Origin of the sequence: Pseudoalteromonas shioyasakiensis (genome assembly GCA_013391845.1) — a bacterium.
GTDB classification, from domain to species: Bacteria; Pseudomonadota; Gammaproteobacteria; order Enterobacterales; family Alteromonadaceae; genus Pseudoalteromonas; species Pseudoalteromonas apostichopi.
In genome coordinates, this window is the sequence record CP058414.1 from 3,244,225 (window position 1) to 3,261,624 (window position 17,400).

A 17,400-nucleotide genomic window follows, 5' to 3' on the forward strand; every position below is an offset into this window, starting at 1 on the left:
TATCCAAAGAGGAACGGCTATGCATACTTTACCACTAAACTCAGCAAGCTTGAATAACAGCAAGGCGGCTTTAAAGACAACCGCAGCAATTATTGGCGGCGGTGTCATGACCTTTGCAGCATTTGCATTTATGCAGTACTTAATTTCTGCTGAGCAAAGAGCCGATGTAAAAACAGGCCCAGATATCACGGTTGAAATTTATGAAGTACCCAAAGACTCAAAAGTACAAGTAAAGCAAACACTGCCGCCACCACCAACTGCAAAAATGCCACCAAAAACGCCACCACGCCCAGCGATTGATAACCCTGATACAGTTGTGGTAGCAGATTTAACACCAACGATGACATTCGATAACATTGGCGACACGCTAAGCAAAAGCATTAATCAACCAACGGGAGATGCAACGCCAATTGTGCGCATAAACCCTAAGTACCCACCAGTAGCAGCTCGTGATGGCATTGAAGGCTGGGTGCAAATTAGCTTTAGCATTTCACCGACTGGTGAAGTGATTGACCCTGTTATTATTGATGCTGAGCCTAAGCGAGTATTTGACCGTGAAGCAATTCGCGCTATTAAACGTTGGAAATATCGCCCTAAAGTTGTTGAAGGTGTGGCACAATTACAAGCAAACCAAAGTGTTCAACTTGATTTTAAAATAGATGGATAACTGCCTATGCTAATGAGCATCAAGACATGGTTATTTGACAAGCCAAACACAGATTGTTTGGCGCAGTATGCCAAAACGGGCGACAACCGTTACCTTAACCAACTCGTTGCTCAATACGGGAACGATCTTTATCACTACCTAGTCACTCAGAGTGATAAAGATCTGGCCCTTGATATATGCCAGCAAACCTGGTTAAAAGTCATTGATAAACGCGACTTTTACAATGATCAGAACAACCCAAAAGCGTGGCTTTTCCGGTTAGCACGTAATTTATTAATTGATGAATTTCGTAAGCAACAAAAGTTCGTTGAGTTAGAAGACAACCAACTCTTTACTGAATCTCAGGATACAAGTTATCACTACGACTACGAAGCCTTTGATAAAGCACTTATGGGGCTTAGCTTTGTACAACGTGAAGCGCTGACCTTACAACAAGAAGGCTTTAGCCTCGAAGATATTGTTGCTATCACACAAAGTAACCCAGAGACCATTAAAACTCGGCTGCGATATGCCCGTCAAAACCTGAAACAACAACTAGGAGGCCATCATGAAGCGTAACGACGAGCAATTCGATGCTGATTTAAAAGCACATTTTCAAAAGCGTAAAGCACAGCACAGCTTAAGCAGCGACGAGCTTTCAAAAATGTCAAAGCCACAGTCAGCCACACCAACACCACAGCGCTTTTTAGGCCTACAAATGACCGGAGTTTTTGCTGCTTTAGCCATTCTTGGTTTTGTCATGCTGCAATACAACAACCGTGAGTTAACCGATGTTTATGCGGTAGATTTATCAGATTATCAATGGCTTGAGGTACACGAACTCGACGCCAAAGGCAGCTATGTGAGCAACCTTAAACAACAAAAACAAAACCTAGATACTAACTACCAACAAGCACTTGCAAATCACCAAGCCCGCACCAGCTTCACAGGGCGTTTAGTAAGCTTTGATAACGACTGGTATATCGCCGACTGCGAGCAAAATGTCCTTGTACAAATAAAACAATCACTCCTTAAAGAGCTACAAAAACACGGCACCCTCGATACCCACATTCACCAAGGTGATCTACTGGCTCTAGACCAAAACAAACAAGGCCAAATCATCGCACTCAAACAGTTAACCCATGAGGCGGAAAAGTGTAAAGCTTAAAAGCAGCGGTCAGCTCTCAGCCGTCAGCTATCAGATTTAAAACAAGTTAGCGAGTTACAAGGGAAAGAGTAAAGGAGTACCGTAGGCGTGAAATTTATTTCGCGCGATGGTTCAACGAGCCATCAGCTTTCAGCCGTCAGCTCTCAGATTTAAAACAAGTTAGCGGGCTACAAGAGTAAAGTCGCAAGTTTTTAAGTAGCAGCGGGTTTACCCCGCGTAGCGATGGTTCAACGAGCCATCAGCTTTCAGACTGACGGCTAAACCTCCGCTCTTTACCTCGCTTTTCCTACCAATAATCGCACATTGCTCTAATGTTAATAACACTTTAATGCTGAACCAGCTAGGCTAGTAACATCGTGTTTAAATATTATGGAGTTACCATGAAAAGGTCTTTGTTTAACAGTTTAATCATCGCCTCAATTAGCTTGTCGAGTTTGCAAGCCTGTGCCCAGCCGGAGCAAAAAATTCCTCTGGATGCTAGCGCTAATAACTACAAACTAGAATTAGTAAGCGAAGGAATTCAAATACCTTGGGGTATGGCTTGGCTTAACGAGCGCGACTTACTCGTTACCGACAGACGTGGTGAGCTTAGGTTAATTCGTGATGGCAAACTCGTTGAGCAAACAGTTAAAGGAACACCTAAAGTACATGATGAAGGTCAAGGGGGCTTATTAGACATAGAGCTTGATCCGAACTTTACCGAAAATGGCTGGATTTACTTTTCGTACTCGGGCTATGAAGGCGATGGTAAGGGTTACAATACCTCGATTATGCGCGCCCGCTTTAAAGATATGACGCTCGTCGATCAGCAATTATTGTTTGATGGCGAGCCAAATATTAAAACAACAAAACACTATGGTTCGCGTATTGAGTTCGACAAAGAAGGTTACTTGTACTTCTCTATTGGCGACCGTGGCAAAAGAGACGTTCACCCACAAAGCCTTGACTATGATGCAGGCAAAATTCACCGTATCAATAGCGATGGTTCTATCCCTAAATCAAACCCGTTTTATAACCATAAAACAACTCACAAAAGCATTTATTCATATGGACACCGTAACCCTCAAGGTATGGCAATGCACCCTGAAACGGGGGTTATATGGAGTCATGAACATGGCCCTCGTGGCGGCGATGAAATCAATATAGTTAAAGCAGGTGCAAACTATGGTTGGCCTGAGATCACTTATGGGATCAACTACGTTGGTACAAAAATTACCGACGAAACCAGTCGCGATGGAATGGAACAACCTGATTGGTATTGGGTGCCTTCAATTGCCCCATCAGGCATGGAGTTTATCACCAGTGATAAATACCCACAGTGGCAAGGTCAAATTGCCGTAGGCTCGATGAAGTTTGGTCATCTTGTTTTGGTGAAACTTGATGGTGACAAAGTAATAGGCCACAGCAAGGTATTTGAAGGTGTAGGTCGTGTGCGCAGCCTTGCCACCCATCCTAATGGTGATTTATATCTTGGTGTTGATGGTGTGGGTGTTTATAAGGTTGTACCGAAAATATAGCTTTCAGTTTTCAGCCGTCAGCTATCAGATTTAATACAAGGTAGCGAGTTACAAGAGTAAAGTCGCAAGCTTTTAGGTAACAGCGGGTTTACCCCTCGTAGGCGTGAAATTTATTTCGCACGATGGTTCAACGAGCCATCAGCTTTCAAACTGACGGCTGACGGCTGACGGCTGACGGCTGACGGCTATCAGACTTGAATATGCGAGCTATCGAAATTCAAGCAATAAAAAACCACAGACTCCCTCTGTGGTTTTTTACTTATAACTTAAGACTTACAGCTTAAAGCTATTACTTATAAAACAATAATACTTGTCACTAGGTAAGCGATGAAGGTTAACGCGCCGCCGAATAAGGCGTATGGCATTTGGGTTTTAACGTGAGTTAATAGATCACACCCAGATGCAATGGCCGACACCGCGCTGGTATCTGAGATTGGCGAGCAGTGATCGCCAAACACACCACCACCTAAAATAGCCGCAATGACCAATGAAGGTGGTAATCCTAAAGCTTGAATGAGCGGTACACCAATCGGAATAAGAATTGCGAAAGTGCCCCACGAGGTACCTGTGGTAAATGAAATCACCGCACCGGTTAAAAACAGTACTGGCACAACCAAGTATATCGGTAAGAAATCACCCACAAGGCCTGCTACAAACACACCTGTACCTAAATCTTTTAAGCTGGCGCCTAAGGTCAGCGATAACAATACAATAGCAACCAGTGGTAACAGCTCTCCCATACCTTTAAAGCCGATATCCACCAGCTTATGGTGAGTAAAGTCACGAGAGCTGATCATTAAGAAGTAAGCTACAACACACGCTAAAATAGTTGCATACAGCACTGATTTAGAACCACTGCCACTGGCAATATCACCATCGCCAGTCCAGAACATAAAGCCAACCATACTACCAATTAAAGTAATAAGCGGAACAAGCATATAACGCGCTTTTGAGCCTTTAACTTCTTCAGTCAGTTCGGTTTCTTGTTGTTCAATATTTTCTTCAGCTTGCTTTAATGGGCCATGTACCTTGTCAAAAGTAATAGTGTAAAACACGATGAGCAAAGTAATAATGGCGTAAAAGTTATAGCCAATACTGCCCCACAATACCGATACCGCCGACTCTTCCATTTCGTAATTGCCAAGTAGGCCCAGCACGTAAGCGCCCCAGCCATTTAGCAAGATTAAGATACACACAGGAGCGCTGGTACTGTCGATAATATAAGCAAGGCGTGCTCGGCTCATTTTGAATTTATCGAATAAACCACGCGATAAAATCCCCGAGGTTAATACACTTAAGTTCGATTCAATGAATACCGCAATACCTGAGAACATGGTTAAGTAACCCACTTGGCGCTTACTTTTGGCAACCCCTTTGTTCATCAGTAAATTAACTGTAGCAGCCACACCGCCAGATTCACGAATGTAAGCAAGTAAAGCACCAATTAGAATACTAAAGATAAGGATACGGCTATTACCAGGGGAGCTGGCAACTTCAATAACTCGCTCAATGGTATTGATAAAGGTGAAAAACAAGGTATTACCTTCACCATTCAGAGCAAGTAAAAACTCAGACGACGCAACCGCGACCAATAACGCCATGATCACTTCTTTGCGCCAAAACACAATTAAGATAGCAATCAAGGGTGGTAAAATTGAATACCAAGACATAAAAACCCTTTTAAATTAAGAACAACATTTTATTTTTATTATGCGAAAACTCGCTAAGCTTAATGGCTTTGCCACTAAACTCAACTTAATTCGACTAGTGATTTAATATACTCTCATAAATCAGTGAGATAATAGAGCCATACTTACCCGTTTCGAAACGTTTGCCAATAAACTCGTAATTTTCTTGCGAACCTTCAATAGGTGTATGACGAGCATTAGTTAGTAGTACGATGGCAAGGTCATACTCGGGATCTATTACGGTTACAGTGCCAGTCCAGCCTGTATGACCAAAAGCTCGCGGGCTGGCATAAGGGCCAAAATGCCATTTACGCGCTTGATGCCCCGCTCGTCGCCACCCTAAGCCATAGGTCTCATCACTCGCCTCTGGCTTTGTAAATTGTTCGAGTACTTGCGGTGTAAAAATCTGCTTGTTATCGTAGCCGCCACCATTAAGTAGTACTTGCATTAACACTGACAAGTCACTGGCGGTACTAAAAAGCCCTGCATGTCCTGCTACGCCACCCAAGGCATAAAACGCTTTTTCGTCATGTACTTCACCTTGTAGTACATCGGTACGAATATTTTCAAACTCGATGCGTCCACCTCGGGTGTTACCATTAATCTCAGTGGCGGCAATTTGTGAGGCTAGAAAACCTTTTTGCAGCGGGTTATAAACTGTATGCGTTAAACCAAGCGGCTGATAAATTTGGCTTTCAACATAAGTATCGAGCGCCATACCACTAATGCGTTCAACCAGTACACCTAGCAACATATAATCGATATCAGAATATAAGTGTTTTACGTTACGGCCAGCGACGAAAGGGACGCCAGTTAATAGCAGGTTTTTAGTACGCAGGCTGTTTTGCGAAAAAAAGCGCTCACCAAATTTATTATCTTTGCGATGAAAATCAACCACTGCAGGGTAACCCGCACTGTGTGTGAGTAAATCTTTTACTAAGCGCTGCTCACGCCCGCTGCCTCTAAATTCTGGCAGGTAATAAAATAAAGGTTTCTCTACGTCTAGTTTACCTTCGCTGGCAAGCTTCATGAGTGCAAAGTTAGTGGCAAACATTTTTGAGTTTGAAGCTATATCAAACAAGGTATCGTTTTGCATGGCTTGTGGGCTGTTAAGCTCACTGCCATCAGCATGATACTTCTTAGCCGCACCATAATGGCTTAATTTAATCAGTTTGCCATCTTTAACAACGGCAAGTACAGCGCCCGGAAAGCCCTCTTGAATCTCTTGATTTATTAATTCATCAACGGCAGTAAAGCGTTTTTGTGAGCTGCTTTTGTCCAGCTTTGGATAGGGAAAACGTAAGGTTAAGCTTGCCCCCTCAGGCAATACATTCTCTACTTTATAAGTGTTAATGCCATTATGGGTACGCTTAGCTAAACTGTATTGATATATTTTTTCAGCTGTTAATGGCGATGCTATATTAATTTTTTCGCCATTTATAAAAATGTCAGCACTGGTTGCATCCTGATTTTCAATGATGATCTCCCCGCGACCTTTATAAGCTGTAAATGTACCTCTGTCGTTAACAAGCGCGCGACTACTCGGATCAAGTGCTGGAATACGCACTACAACTTGTGCATTAGCCAGTGTTTTTGGCTCTGGCTCAACCGCTTGCTGTTGCTGCTGATATTCTTGAAATAACCGCTCACTCTTTTTAGGAAAGTATTTATCTAATAACGCAAAAAGCACAGCGGCACTTCTTGCATCATTATTACCGCTTACATGCCAAGGCAAAAAGTGCATTTGAAAAGCACTTAAGGCATCGAGCGTTTGCGAGTCAAGCTGACCCGTTGCAATCACCTCATAGCCGTAACTGCGCAATGCTTTTTGCATTAATTCAACAGAAGGCTTTGATGCACTAAATAGCTGCCAATATTTATCAACAGTGTCGCTTTCATACCACGCACCGATACCAGCTTTATACAGTTGATACCAAGGAAAACGCGGACCAGGGTCGTTCTTACGGCTTGGGGCAATATCAGAATGGCCAATCACTTGAGTTGGGCCAATATCAGGGTTACGAGCAAGAATATCTTTGCTTAGCTTTATTAGTAGTTCTATTTGCTTGGCGTCATAGTCTGGAAAAATACATAACTTGCTAGCGTCGTTTTCCATCGCAAGCTTAGTTTGCTCAGGAATATGACAGGTTGGTACATTCACTATTTCAATACCAATTGAATGGTCATTTAAATCTTCTCGGCCTTGCCAAAAACTGCGTCCGGCGTGCCATGCTCTGTCTTTTTCATCAACGAGCTGAATAATTTCTAAATCGTCTTTTGGATAACTTGGATCGCCTGACTCAGGTAATAAATAATGAGAGCTCAAGCCCCCTTCATCGACTAAAGCGTGCATTGATTTTTCGTAATCAATGGCGGTGTAATGCATTACTAAAAACTTAACACGGTGGCTATAATTAGCTGACTGTGTGTAGGTATATGGATTACTGGCACAGCTTACTAATAATGCCGCACTACTGAGATAACACAGCTGTTTAAGAAATGTTTTCAAAGGGGTAAAACTCATAACAGATTCATACCTGATGATTTAAGCGTTGACGATTCTCAGCAATACAGTAGCAACACCTACTTAACATGTAAAATATTTTATTTCACAAACAAAGAATAAAAAGCATATATTATCGATAAGCTACTAAAAATAGAGCTATCTCAATAATTAGTGTTGTATCTATTATGGAATAAAACTATATTATTCCATCTAAATTAAGAAAAATATTCCAAACTTAGGTTAGCTAAAACAAAAATAAGTCGTCATGTTAAGCAAACAATGCGCCCAAGCCCTGTGTTTATAATTGAACCATTGCTTTGCGTTTTGACTAAGTTAAGCAAACAAAGTGAGCCCTATGTCTACTTTTGTAAAAATAAAAGCCTTACGTCAATCTCTATCGAGCAGCGAAGCCAAGCTTGCTGACTTTACGTTAAATTCAGCGAATGCTATTCGTAATTTATCATCGGTTGAACTAGCAAAAGTGGTTGGTGTAAGCCAATCAAGTGTGGTGAAGTTTTCACAAAAATTAGGTTATAAAGGCTTTCCTGCTTTTAAGCTTGCGGTAATTGATGCCCTTAATGATGAAAGCAGCGAACCTAAGCTACATGGTAAAATCACCCTTAATGACTCGCTAGAGCAAATCGCCGAAAAGCTATTAAGCAGTAAACTGGCGGTATTAACCGAAACCAAGAACCTAAACGAAGCGCCGGCAGTTGAAAAAGCAGTAGAGCTATTAAAATCTGCAAAACGCATTCTAATTTGTGGTTTAGGTGGCTCGGCTCTGGTTGCAAAAGATTTTTCTTATAAATTACAAAAACTCGGTATGCCAGCAATTGCGGAGCCGGATGGGCACGCACAACTTGCGTATGTGGCGACGTTTTCAAAAGGTGATTTGGTCATTGCGATAAGTGAATCAGGTATGACTCGCGAAATTGCCGAAGTTGTAAAGCAAGCCAAGAAAAATTCAAGCTCGGTGATCTCAGTCACAAAATTTGGTAGTAGCCTTGTAGCCGACTCAGCAGATGTAAAGCTTTATTCGGTTGCTGAAGGCGAATCTGTGCGTTTATCATCAATTTTAGCGCGTACGGCACAAGATTTTGTAATCGACATTTTGTTTATCGCCCTAACGCAATCGAGCCGCCAAGGTCGCAAGTTACTAGAACATTCTAATGAAGTTGTTGGGGAATTTAAGAATAACTAATTTCTTATTTTCTACGATAAGAACACTAATAAGCAGCTCTGGCTGCTTTTTTAGTGCCTGAATTTTACCTTAAATTAACGACTCAACACTGCCTTCACCCCATATAATGCTTCTGTTAAGCCACTGACTAAGAAGTCATAATTTCTTACAAAATTGTACTAAGAATAAATTAGCACCCTGCTAAAGCAAGTCATTACTGAGCTTTACCTAAAATCGGTTATATATTTTATTCCTAAAAACCAACCTTTAAATGAAAAAATATTCTTGACCAACTTAGATAACACCTGTTTAATATGTGGGCAACATAATTTTAAAGTTCATAAGTCTCAATTGGGTAAGTAGTCCAGCAAAGCATATAAATATAAGGACGGGAAACAATGAAACAACATGCATCCACACTCGCAATGAGCTATATAGCAAAAGCGACAAGCAATGCACTTCGCGCAAAGAAAACAGCCTTCACCGGTGTTGTTATGGCCGCAGCTCTAGCCAGCGCGCCAGCCTTTGCAAATCTAACCGGCGGGATCAAAGGTAAAGTATCATCACCTAAAGCGCAGCAGTCACTGGCGGGGATCACAGTTACAGCAAAAAGTAATGTGATGCCAAAACCACGTACAGTCGTTACGCGAGAAGATGGCAGCTACGACTTACCGCAATTAAAACCAGGTACTTATGAACTGACTTTCACTGATAAAAACGGTGTAACTCAAACCATGACTGTCGACGTTTTACTTGAGCAAACATCAAGCTTAAATGTCACTATGGGCGGTGCTAACGAAAACGTTGAAGTCATTACAGTTACTGGCAGTAAATTATTCCGCCAAGGTAAGTCTGCACTGACTAACTCATTAGGCGAAGAAGCAATCAACAGCGTGCCAGTTGGTCAAGATTACCGTGACCTACTAAAACTTGTTCCGGGTGTTGAGCTATCAGAAAATGCAACGCTTGGTCCATCAGCAGGTGGTTCGGGTGTTGATAACTCTTACGGCTTTGACGGCGTAGATGTTTCACTCCCAATGTTTGGTAACTTAGCATCTGAGCCATCAACCCATGACGTTGCTTACGTTACTATGGACCGCGGTGGTGCAAAAGCCGTTGGCTTTAACCGCTCAGGTGGTTTCTCAATTAACACCGTATCAAAATCAGGTACTGACGAATTCCACGGCAATGTTGAATACAAAGTTCAACCTAAGAGTTTAGTGGCAACACCAACAGGCCAAGAAAGCTATGAGCTTGATAAAAGCTGGTTAACAGCAAGTTTAGGCGGCCCACTCATTGAAGATACGTTGTATTTTTATACTTCTTATTACCGCCCAGAAGAAAAGCGTACCAATAAAGATACTGCCTATGGTGCTGTAAAAGACTTTAAAAGTGTTCGTGATGAGTATTTTGGTAAATTAACTTGGGCACCTACTGACGATATTTTACTTAATATTTCACAGCGTACCTCAGAAAAAACCATTGAAGGCCGTTCAATTGGCGCTTACGAAACTGACAGTGTATCTGCTGGTGATGAAGCCAACCAAGATATCTTTACTTTAGATGGTTCGTGGATTTTAGGCGATGCAACAACTCTTTCATTCCAATACAGTAAATTAGAGATAGAAACAGCAGGTAAGCCAGATACTGAATTATCAGTAGTACCTTCATTAACGAGCCAGCTTGACTTAAATAATCTAACTGAAATGGGTTACTTCAGTGTCCCTAGCTTATTAGATGCTGATGATAACTACACTGCGGAACAAATTGCTGCATATAATGCAGGCGCAGCACCACTAATTGCACAATACGGTTATACCGAAGATGGTCAAATGCGAGGCGGCGGCGGTGTTGGTGCGTATTACCGATACGATAATATCGACTTCTACCGTGATAGCTTTGAGTTAAATCTAGAACATGAATTTACTTGGGGCGATAGCTACCATACATTACATTTAGGTGGCGAGTGGAAAGAAGGTAAAGAAGTACTGTCTCGTCTTTCAAATGGTTGGGGTAGCATCTCTTATGTTGGCGGCCTAGATGAAAGCTTAGAAGAAGGCAGCTCTGCGCCGGTTATTTACCGTGCTCGCGTGCAACAAATGAGCTTAGTAGCAGGTGGTGATGCCGTTTCTGCTATTAACTCAGAAATGGAAACCCTTAACTTCGAAATCAACGACACCATTGAAGTAGGTGATTGGACTTACAATGTGGGTGTGTTAGTGAGCCGCGATACTTGGTATGGCCAAGGCCTTAAATCGGCATCTGGCACGATCTCAGGTTATGAGTTAGCCCCAGGCGAAAAATACAAAATGTACCAAACAGATTGGTCAGATATGATCCAACCGCGTTTAGGTGTGAATTGGAACTATGCAGATCAAGACGCTATATTTGCTAACTTCTCAATGTATAACCCAGAAGCAAGCTCACTTGCACGTGCCGCCTCTTGGGACCGTAATACCCGTGCCGAAATCGAAGTTGAATTTGATGCAGACGGCAACGTAATTTATGCAGAGCCGCGTCAAGGTTCATCTGGTAAAGTATTTGCTGATAACTTAAAACCTCGTCAAATCAAAGAGTTTACGCTTGGTACTACTAAATATGTGGGCTCTGATTTAGTATTACGTGCTCATGTTCGTCACCGTAAGGCATCGCATTTCTGGGAAGATATGCCAAACAATGCCCGCTTAACTGACTACTCTGGCGTTGATGCTGATGGCGTACCACAACATATTGCAGACAAAGGCCTTTATGTCGATAACCTCGCTGAAATCCGCGATGAAATTGGTGGTTCATCTTATGTTATTGCCGAAGTAGATGGTGGCGAGACTAAATATTGGGAAGCAAGCATCGAAGCTGAATACCTAGGTGAAAACAGCTATATCAATGCTTCTTATGTTTGGAGTCATTACTACGGTAACTTCGACCAAGATAACACCACAGCAACAACAGATGCGAATACCTTCATTGGTTCATCAAACTATGGTGATGGCCGTGGTCGTTACCCTTGGGATTACAAATACGGCACATTATCAGGTGATAAACCGCATAAAGTAAAAGTCTATGGTTACTATACAGTGCCATGGGATGCAAACATTGGTGCATACTTTGTATTCCAGTCGGGTAAACCTTGGGAAGCATGGGATGGTTCAATCTACGGTTACTCAAGTGGCACAACGCGTTACAGCGAGCCTGCAGGCAGTCGTCGTAGTCCAAGCCATTGGCAACTTGACTTAAACTACACCCAAGACTTTAAGTTCTCAGGTGACATGGAACTACAATTCCGTGCTGATATTTTCAATGTATTTGACCGTCAAACAGGTTACAACAATAACCCATATGTCTCGTCAGAAAACTTTGGTGAATATCGTAACTACTACAGCCCACGTCGCGTGCAGCTGTCGTTTAACTTCAAGTTCTAAGTTAATTTATCCTGTTGGGGCCGCTATTGCGGCCCTTTTTTATGCCTGAAAAAAGTAAAAGCCAAAAGCTTAAATTGTACAAAATGCTTTTGCCGCAGCTAAATTAGTCGCTTCTTTCATAAAGTAGTCGAGCTGCACAGTTCGAATAATCGCTCGCGACTCGTTGTTACTTGTACTTGCCTGCCATTGCCAATTTTTAAGCGACTCTCGTGACACATCTACAAACAGCCCTTCTGGGAAGCTCTCCAAAAAACGAATATCGGTGGTATTACCCTGATTATCAATGGTAATTACAAAGCGCGCACAGCCCGTCTGCTTAGATATTAAAGCTGCTTTTGGGTAGTTTTAGGCTTTGTTGCATTTTTAAGTGTCCACAACTGCTCTGCTGCATTTTTATCATCACGAAGGTCGAGTACATCGGTTGAGTTACTTTTTGAAGTGTTAGGGAGTTGTGAGCAGCCAGCTAGTAAAGCAAGTACGGCAATGCTTAAATAAGCTTTCATGGTATATCCTTAATGATACCAACTCGTAATAATACATAATTGAATTAAGCAAACTGGTATGAAAACAAGTTCCTGAATATACCACAATTAATTTTTAGAGATATTAAAAAACGAGGCAAGCGCCTCGTTCTTTTTTATCTAGTTATCTAGCTATTATTGATACAGCAAATATGGGGCTCGCTTGCGTTTAAAAGCACTTAAATCGGCTTGCCAGCTTTGCTTTATTTGCTGCTCAGTTTGGCCTGCTTCAATGGCTAAACGCAATTTATCAGTGCCTGCAAGTTTGTCCATAAAGACAGCGCGTTCAAAAAATTCTTGATCATTCGCGCTCAGCTGTTGGTATGCCGAAATAAACACACTTAAATCTAAGCCATGAATATCAGCATCTCGTAAGTCTTGACCAAATACTTCAACGCCTTTGAATTTAGGGTTCATTGAAGCGCCTTTAATCGCCCTTGGCGTGAAACTAAATTCACCCAATTTTACTGGTGAATAGCCCACCACTTGGAACGGAAAGTCAGTGCCACGACCAATAGTCACGGGTGTTGCTTCAAAGAAACATAGTGATGGATAAAGCGCAATTGACTGTGCATTCGGTAAGTTAGGGCTAGGCTTTATTGGTAACTCATAAGCCATAGTACGGTCATAATTCGCAACGGGCACAACGCTTAGTTCAAGCTTATTAGCATCATTTATCCAGCCTTCACCTTTGATCATTTGAGCAAGTTCCGCCACTGTCATACCGTGCAAAACAGGAATTTCGTGCATGCCAACAAACGAACGAAATTGTGGGTCAAGGATAGGTCCATCAACATAGGCAATATTCGGGTTTGGTCTGTCTAGAACCACAACCTCTTTACTATTTTCAGCAGCGGCTTCCATCACGTAGTGCATTGAGCTGATGTAAGTGTAAAAACGCACACCGACATCTTGAATATCAAAAATAATGACATCTAAATCTGCAAGCATCTCAGGGCTTGGTTTTTTGTTACTGCCATAAATCGACACAACATCGATGCCAGTTTTAGCATCTACTGTGCTTTTAACATGAGCTCCAGCGTCATGATCGCCGCGAAAGCCATGCTCAGGGGCAAATATTTTGCTAACGACAACGCCTTTATCTAGTAATGCATCAACCAAATGTTGACCATTAACTACTGATGTTTGATTAACCACTAACCCGACACGTTTACCTTTTAGTGCTGGAACGTAGGCTTGAAAATTAGCAGCCCCTACTTGCAAAGGCTGGGTTTTCTCAGGTGCTTGTACAGGCGTTTCTTGGCAACCTAAAAGCGCGAAACAACTAACGAGTAAAACAGCTAAAAAACGCATTATTCTTCAACCGCCTTACGTAAAAAGCCGCCGGCTTTTGAAAGTAACTGTTTTGCTTCAGGCGCAGGTTTTCCTGTTAGCACAATTAAAATAGCAAGTTTAGCACTTTGATCTGCTTGCTTTAATGCATCAACAGCTTGCTGCTGAGTACAGTCTGTTGCTTGCATAACAATACGAATAGCACGAGCATATAGTTTTTCATTACTAGCATTCACATCAACCATCAGGTTTTTATACACCTTGCCAGTGCGGATCATGCTAGCTGTACTTAGCATATTAAGTACGAGTTTCTGCGCAGTGCCCGATTTCATTCGTGTTGAGCCAGTTACGGCTTCAGCTCCAACAACAGGACAAATGCCGATTTGAGGTAAAAGCATCACCGCTGAATTTGGATTACATGTGACACCCACAGTCACACAACCGAGTGATTTAGCGTATTCAATTGCCGAGCAAACATAAGGAGTACGGCCACTGGCAGCAATGCCAACCACCACGTCTTTACTGTTTAAATTAACATTTTTTAAGTCTTCAACGGCAAGTGTCGTACTATCTTCAGCACCTTCAACAGCCTTCTTAACAGCAGTGTCACCACCGGCAATAATACCCAACACTTGCTGATCGCTCACGCTATAGGTAGGAGCACATTCAACCGCATCCAAAATCCCTAAACGACCACTAGTGCCTGCCCCAATGTAAATCAACCTACCGCCATTTTGAAAGGCTTCGACTACGTGGTCTACCGCTTCACTAATTTGCGGGATAACTAATTTAACCGCCTCAGCCACTTTGTGATCTTCATTATTGATTTTAGTGAGGATCTCAGTGGAGCTGAGCAGATCGATATCCAAAGTGTCTGGGTTTTGTCCTTCGGAGACAATGCCGTTTAACTCTTCGAGTAACTCACGCTGTTGCTTAAATACGTGCTCAGGGCTCATTGGGTTGTCCTTTTTCAATAATGTCATGGTAATGCTCTGCTGCTAAAATCGCAGCACCAGTTAATGAATCTCCCTTGCAAGGAGATAATTCGTTTTGTAAAGCAAGTGGCAATAATGGTTGGCTAACTTTCGCCAAACCACCAATTAAAATCACTGGTAATAGTGAGTTTCCTCGGCTTTTATTAATTAACTGAACTACCGATTGAGTGTGCTCTGTTAATACACTATTTGCCGCTTTACAGTCATTTTTCAAGCTAAACACTAAAGGACTAAATGCTGCATAGTCCGCAGGTTTTGCTTGCTTAAGCCAACTACTAATTGCTTGTCGAGTGCATCCTAGCTGCTCACTCAAACGAATCGTTAATCGGCTTTTTGGTAAATCATAAATATCTATATCGTTTAATAATTGCTGCACAGCCATAAGACCTATACGGGCACCACCGCCAAAATCATCAACAGTAAAGCCCCAGCCACTAACCAACTTTGTTTGCTTTTGAGCATTTAATCTTGCTCCGACAGCACCTGTGCCAAGTGCAATAACTACACATGGCTCGCCAAGGTTTGCACCATATAATGAAGTAATTGCATCACTGGTGATTTGCAAACTGGCAAATTCAATTTCGTACACCAGTTTAAGCATCACTTTTAATTGCTCAGCAAGGCTTACCGATGAGCCACCAGCCACCCCCATAACGGTGACGATTTCACTTGGCTCTGCGCCACTTTGCTGGCATACATCGCGGGTCACTTTAACAATATTTTCTAACGCTAAATCAAGATCATTCGAAATTGACGCCGAACCGGCCTGAGCATGAAAAACAGCATCACTTGCCAGCTCCTTAAGCTCAGCTAACACTTTAGTGCCGCCACCATCAATGGCTAGAATATAGCGAACTGCCATTTATGCACTCTTCTCGTTCGATGATTTACCAAAGCAACACACAAGTGTCGCAAGCAAAGTGCCTATACACAGTTGCCAAGTAAATCCTAGGTAAAAACGCATTGTCTCAGGTAGTAACCAGTCAATCATGTATGGCTGCATTAATAAGGTCACCATAAAACCTGCTATCAGCGCAGCTAGCACTGAGCCTTCACTGCCACGTTTGGTGAACAACGTCGTAAAGTACACACCTAACAAGCCACTGTAAGAGAACACCATCACACTTAAAGCAAATTTTAATAATGGCATATCACTGTATTGCTGCCAGAAATAACAAAGAATAGCCATTAGCGCTAAGGCAAGGCTCACCACTGCCATACCGACACGACCTGCTTTGACAAAGTGATGATCACTAACTTGTTTATTATGTTTTTCTAAATACGGACGATAGATATCTTGTACGATGACTGAAGACATCGAACTAAGCCCTGAGTTCAACGTAGAAATAGCGGCAGCAATAATACCAACGCTCACCAAACCTTTAACTCCTGCTGGTACTTCGTTCAATACGTAGTACATAAAGATTGTGATTTTTTCGCCATTAAACTCTTGTACAACGGCTTGGCCTGCCTCGCTGTTCATCAATGCAGGTTGCTGATAAACAATATAAAGCAGAAAACCTATAAAGATAAAAATAGCCATAACGGGAATCACCATCACTACAGATAGTAATAACGCCTTACTGCCTTCTTTAGGGCTTTTACAGGTTAATAAACGCTGCGTCATATCTTGGTCTAATCCAAATGCAGCGATGTTTAAAAGTACAAAACCTGTTAAAACAGAGGCCATGTTAAACACCCCAGACGGGCCAAAATCTAAATCAAATTTAAACAGTGCTAGTTTAGAATCTGCACCTGGGCTTGGCTCATTGAGTGTTGCGATAATAGTCGAAAAATCAGCAGGAATAACGGCAAGTAAGCTCCATATGACCGCTATAGCAGCACTCACGTAAACAATACTTTGCAACACGTCTGAGTAAATAACACTGCGAATCCCCCCCAAAAAGGTATAAAGCAAGCCAGCAAGTGCTAACACCAGAGTAGCTATAACCACACTGTCTGCATCTATATTTCCGTATAAAATCATCGCCACGGCAATGGCCGCCATGTACAAACGCGCACCACTGGCAAACACACGGCCAAATAAATACATCAAGCCACTGCGACGCTTTGCCTTTGGACCGATGCGTTTTTCTAGTAGCTCATAAACCGTAAATACTTTTTGCTGATAGAACTTTGGAATTAAAAATGCCGATACGACAAAGGCGGCAATAAACGCACCGATATTAGTGGCTATGTAGGAAAAGTCACCTTGATAGCCTTGATCTGGCCCACCGATAAAGGTTGCTGCAGATTGTGAGGTAGCTAAAACAGAAATAGCCACCATCCAAGTTGGCATACTATTTCCGCCTAGAAAAAAATCTTGGCTTGAGTTAGCGCGTTTGCGATTAAACCACCAGCCACTTAGCAATAAAATTGCACCGTAACTTGCGAATACTAGCCAATCAAGTAAAGCGTAATTTGCACTCATTTATTATCCTAACCCAAACCTCAATGGAATATATTA

Annotated in this window: 14 protein-coding genes; 6 read left to right on the forward strand and 8 right to left on the reverse strand. The window is 42.2% G+C overall.

From position 1 onward, the window contains the following. Positions 1-19 precede the first annotated feature (19 nt). The 4 genes from HYD28_14850 (at position 20) to HYD28_14865 (ending at position 3,331) form a co-directional block, all read left to right on the forward strand. Positions 20-667: an energy transducer TonB gene (locus HYD28_14850; protein QLE10126.1), complete on the forward strand. Its 648-nt coding sequence runs from the start codon at positions 20-22 to the stop codon at positions 665-667. A 6-nt stretch (positions 668-673) separates the two neighbouring features. After that, a complete protein-coding gene (locus HYD28_14855; GenBank protein QLE10127.1) occupies positions 674-1,225 on the forward strand; it encodes an RNA polymerase sigma factor in 552 nt (183 codons plus the stop codon). Continuing rightward, the gene (locus tag HYD28_14860; protein QLE10128.1) at positions 1,215-1,814 is read left to right on the forward strand and encodes a hypothetical protein; all 600 of its coding nucleotides are present in this window, start codon (positions 1,215-1,217) and stop codon (positions 1,812-1,814) included. The genes HYD28_14855 and HYD28_14860 overlap by 11 nt, the downstream gene beginning before the upstream one ends. 380 nt (positions 1,815-2,194) lie before the next feature. Then, positions 2,195-3,331, forward strand: a complete 1,137-nt coding sequence (locus tag HYD28_14865) for a PQQ-dependent sugar dehydrogenase (protein ID QLE10129.1) — start codon at positions 2,195-2,197, stop codon at positions 3,329-3,331. Positions 3,332-3,624: 293 nt separating this feature from the next. On the opposite strand, the gene HYD28_14870 is transcribed toward HYD28_14865, so the two are convergent. Together HYD28_14870 and pbp4b are read right to left on the reverse strand one after the other, a co-directional pair. After that, the gene (locus HYD28_14870) at positions 3,625-5,001 is read right to left on the reverse strand and encodes a sodium:proton antiporter (GenBank protein QLE10130.1); all 1,377 of its coding nucleotides are present in this window, start codon (positions 4,999-5,001) and stop codon (positions 3,625-3,627) included. 94 nt (positions 5,002-5,095) lie between these two features. Next, on the reverse strand, positions 5,096-7,543 hold the full coding sequence (pbp4b, locus tag HYD28_14875; GenBank protein ID QLE10131.1) for a penicillin binding protein PBP4B: 2,448 nt from the start codon (positions 7,541-7,543) through the stop codon (positions 5,096-5,098). Positions 7,544-7,880: 337 nt separating this feature from the next. Here pbp4b and HYD28_14880 point away from each other — a divergent pair, with 337 nt between their 5' ends. Both HYD28_14880 and HYD28_14885 read left to right on the forward strand, forming a co-directional pair. After that, positions 7,881-8,726: an SIS domain-containing protein gene (locus HYD28_14880; GenBank protein ID QLE10132.1), complete on the forward strand. Its 846-nt coding sequence runs from the start codon at positions 7,881-7,883 to the stop codon at positions 8,724-8,726. A gap of 377 nt (positions 8,727-9,103) precedes the next feature. Further along, on the forward strand, positions 9,104-12,124 hold the full coding sequence (locus HYD28_14885) for a TonB-dependent receptor (protein ID QLE10133.1): 3,021 nt from the start codon (positions 9,104-9,106) through the stop codon (positions 12,122-12,124). A gap of 69 nt (positions 12,125-12,193) precedes the next feature. Here the strand turns inward: HYD28_14885 and HYD28_14890 are convergent, their stop codons facing one another. The 6 genes from HYD28_14890 to HYD28_14915 form a co-directional block, all read right to left on the reverse strand. Beyond that, positions 12,194-12,448, reverse strand: coding sequence for an energy transducer TonB (locus HYD28_14890; protein ID QLE10573.1), 255 nt, complete (start codon positions 12,446-12,448; stop codon positions 12,194-12,196). Continuing rightward, entirely contained in the window at positions 12,448-12,627 is a 180-nt protein-coding gene (locus HYD28_14895) for a hypothetical protein (protein ID QLE10134.1), read from the reverse strand. Before HYD28_14895 ends, HYD28_14890 begins: the two co-directional genes overlap by 1 nt. Before the next feature lie 153 nt (positions 12,628-12,780). Next, a complete protein-coding gene (locus HYD28_14900) occupies positions 12,781-13,959 on the reverse strand; it encodes a DUF1343 domain-containing protein (protein ID QLE10135.1) in 1,179 nt (392 codons plus the stop codon). Next, positions 13,959-14,894, reverse strand: coding sequence for an N-acetylmuramic acid 6-phosphate etherase (gene murQ, locus HYD28_14905; GenBank protein ID QLE10136.1), 936 nt, complete (start codon positions 14,892-14,894; stop codon positions 13,959-13,961). The genes HYD28_14900 and murQ overlap by 1 nt, the downstream gene beginning before the upstream one ends. Next, positions 14,884-15,795, reverse strand: a complete 912-nt coding sequence (locus tag HYD28_14910) for an ATPase (GenBank protein QLE10137.1) — start codon at positions 15,793-15,795, stop codon at positions 14,884-14,886. Before HYD28_14910 ends, murQ begins: the two co-directional genes overlap by 11 nt. After that, positions 15,796-17,364 (reverse strand): sodium:solute symporter, encoded by a 1,569-nt coding sequence (locus HYD28_14915; GenBank protein QLE10138.1) that lies wholly within the window; start codon positions 17,362-17,364, stop codon positions 15,796-15,798. It lies immediately after the preceding gene. Positions 17,365-17,400: the final 36 nt, after the last annotated feature.

What these genes read in the sequence shown, in the direction of transcription:
- HYD28_14860 (QLE10128.1), top strand. Translation starts at nt 1,215, where the DNA reads ATGAAGCGTAACGACGAGCAATTCGATGCTGATTTAAAAGCACATTTT.
- HYD28_14865 (QLE10129.1), top strand. Translation starts at nt 2,195, where the DNA reads ATGAAAAGGTCTTTGTTTAACAGTTTAATCATCGCCTCAATTAGCTTG.
- HYD28_14895 (QLE10134.1), bottom strand. Translation starts at nt 12,627, where the DNA reads ATGAAAGCTTATTTAAGCATTGCCGTACTTGCTTTACTAGCTGGCTGC.
- HYD28_14870 (QLE10130.1), bottom strand. Translation starts at nt 5,001, where the DNA reads ATGTCTTGGTATTCAATTTTACCACCCTTGATTGCTATCTTAATTGTG.
- HYD28_14885 (QLE10133.1), top strand. Translation starts at nt 9,104, where the DNA reads ATGAAACAACATGCATCCACACTCGCAATGAGCTATATAGCAAAAGCG.
- HYD28_14910 (QLE10137.1), bottom strand. Translation starts at nt 15,795, where the DNA reads ATGGCAGTTCGCTATATTCTAGCCATTGATGGTGGCGGCACTAAAGTG.
- HYD28_14900 (QLE10135.1), bottom strand. Translation starts at nt 13,959, where the DNA reads ATGCGTTTTTTAGCTGTTTTACTCGTTAGTTGTTTCGCGCTTTTAGGT.
- HYD28_14880 (QLE10132.1), top strand. Translation starts at nt 7,881, where the DNA reads ATGTCTACTTTTGTAAAAATAAAAGCCTTACGTCAATCTCTATCGAGC.
- HYD28_14855 (QLE10127.1), top strand. Translation starts at nt 674, where the DNA reads ATGCTAATGAGCATCAAGACATGGTTATTTGACAAGCCAAACACAGAT.
- murQ (QLE10136.1), bottom strand. Translation starts at nt 14,894, where the DNA reads ATGAGCCCTGAGCACGTATTTAAGCAACAGCGTGAGTTACTCGAAGAG.
- pbp4b (QLE10131.1), bottom strand. Translation starts at nt 7,543, where the DNA reads ATGAGTTTTACCCCTTTGAAAACATTTCTTAAACAGCTGTGTTATCTC.
- HYD28_14915 (QLE10138.1), bottom strand. Translation starts at nt 17,364, where the DNA reads ATGAGTGCAAATTACGCTTTACTTGATTGGCTAGTATTCGCAAGTTAC.
- HYD28_14850 (QLE10126.1), top strand. Translation starts at nt 20, where the DNA reads ATGCATACTTTACCACTAAACTCAGCAAGCTTGAATAACAGCAAGGCG.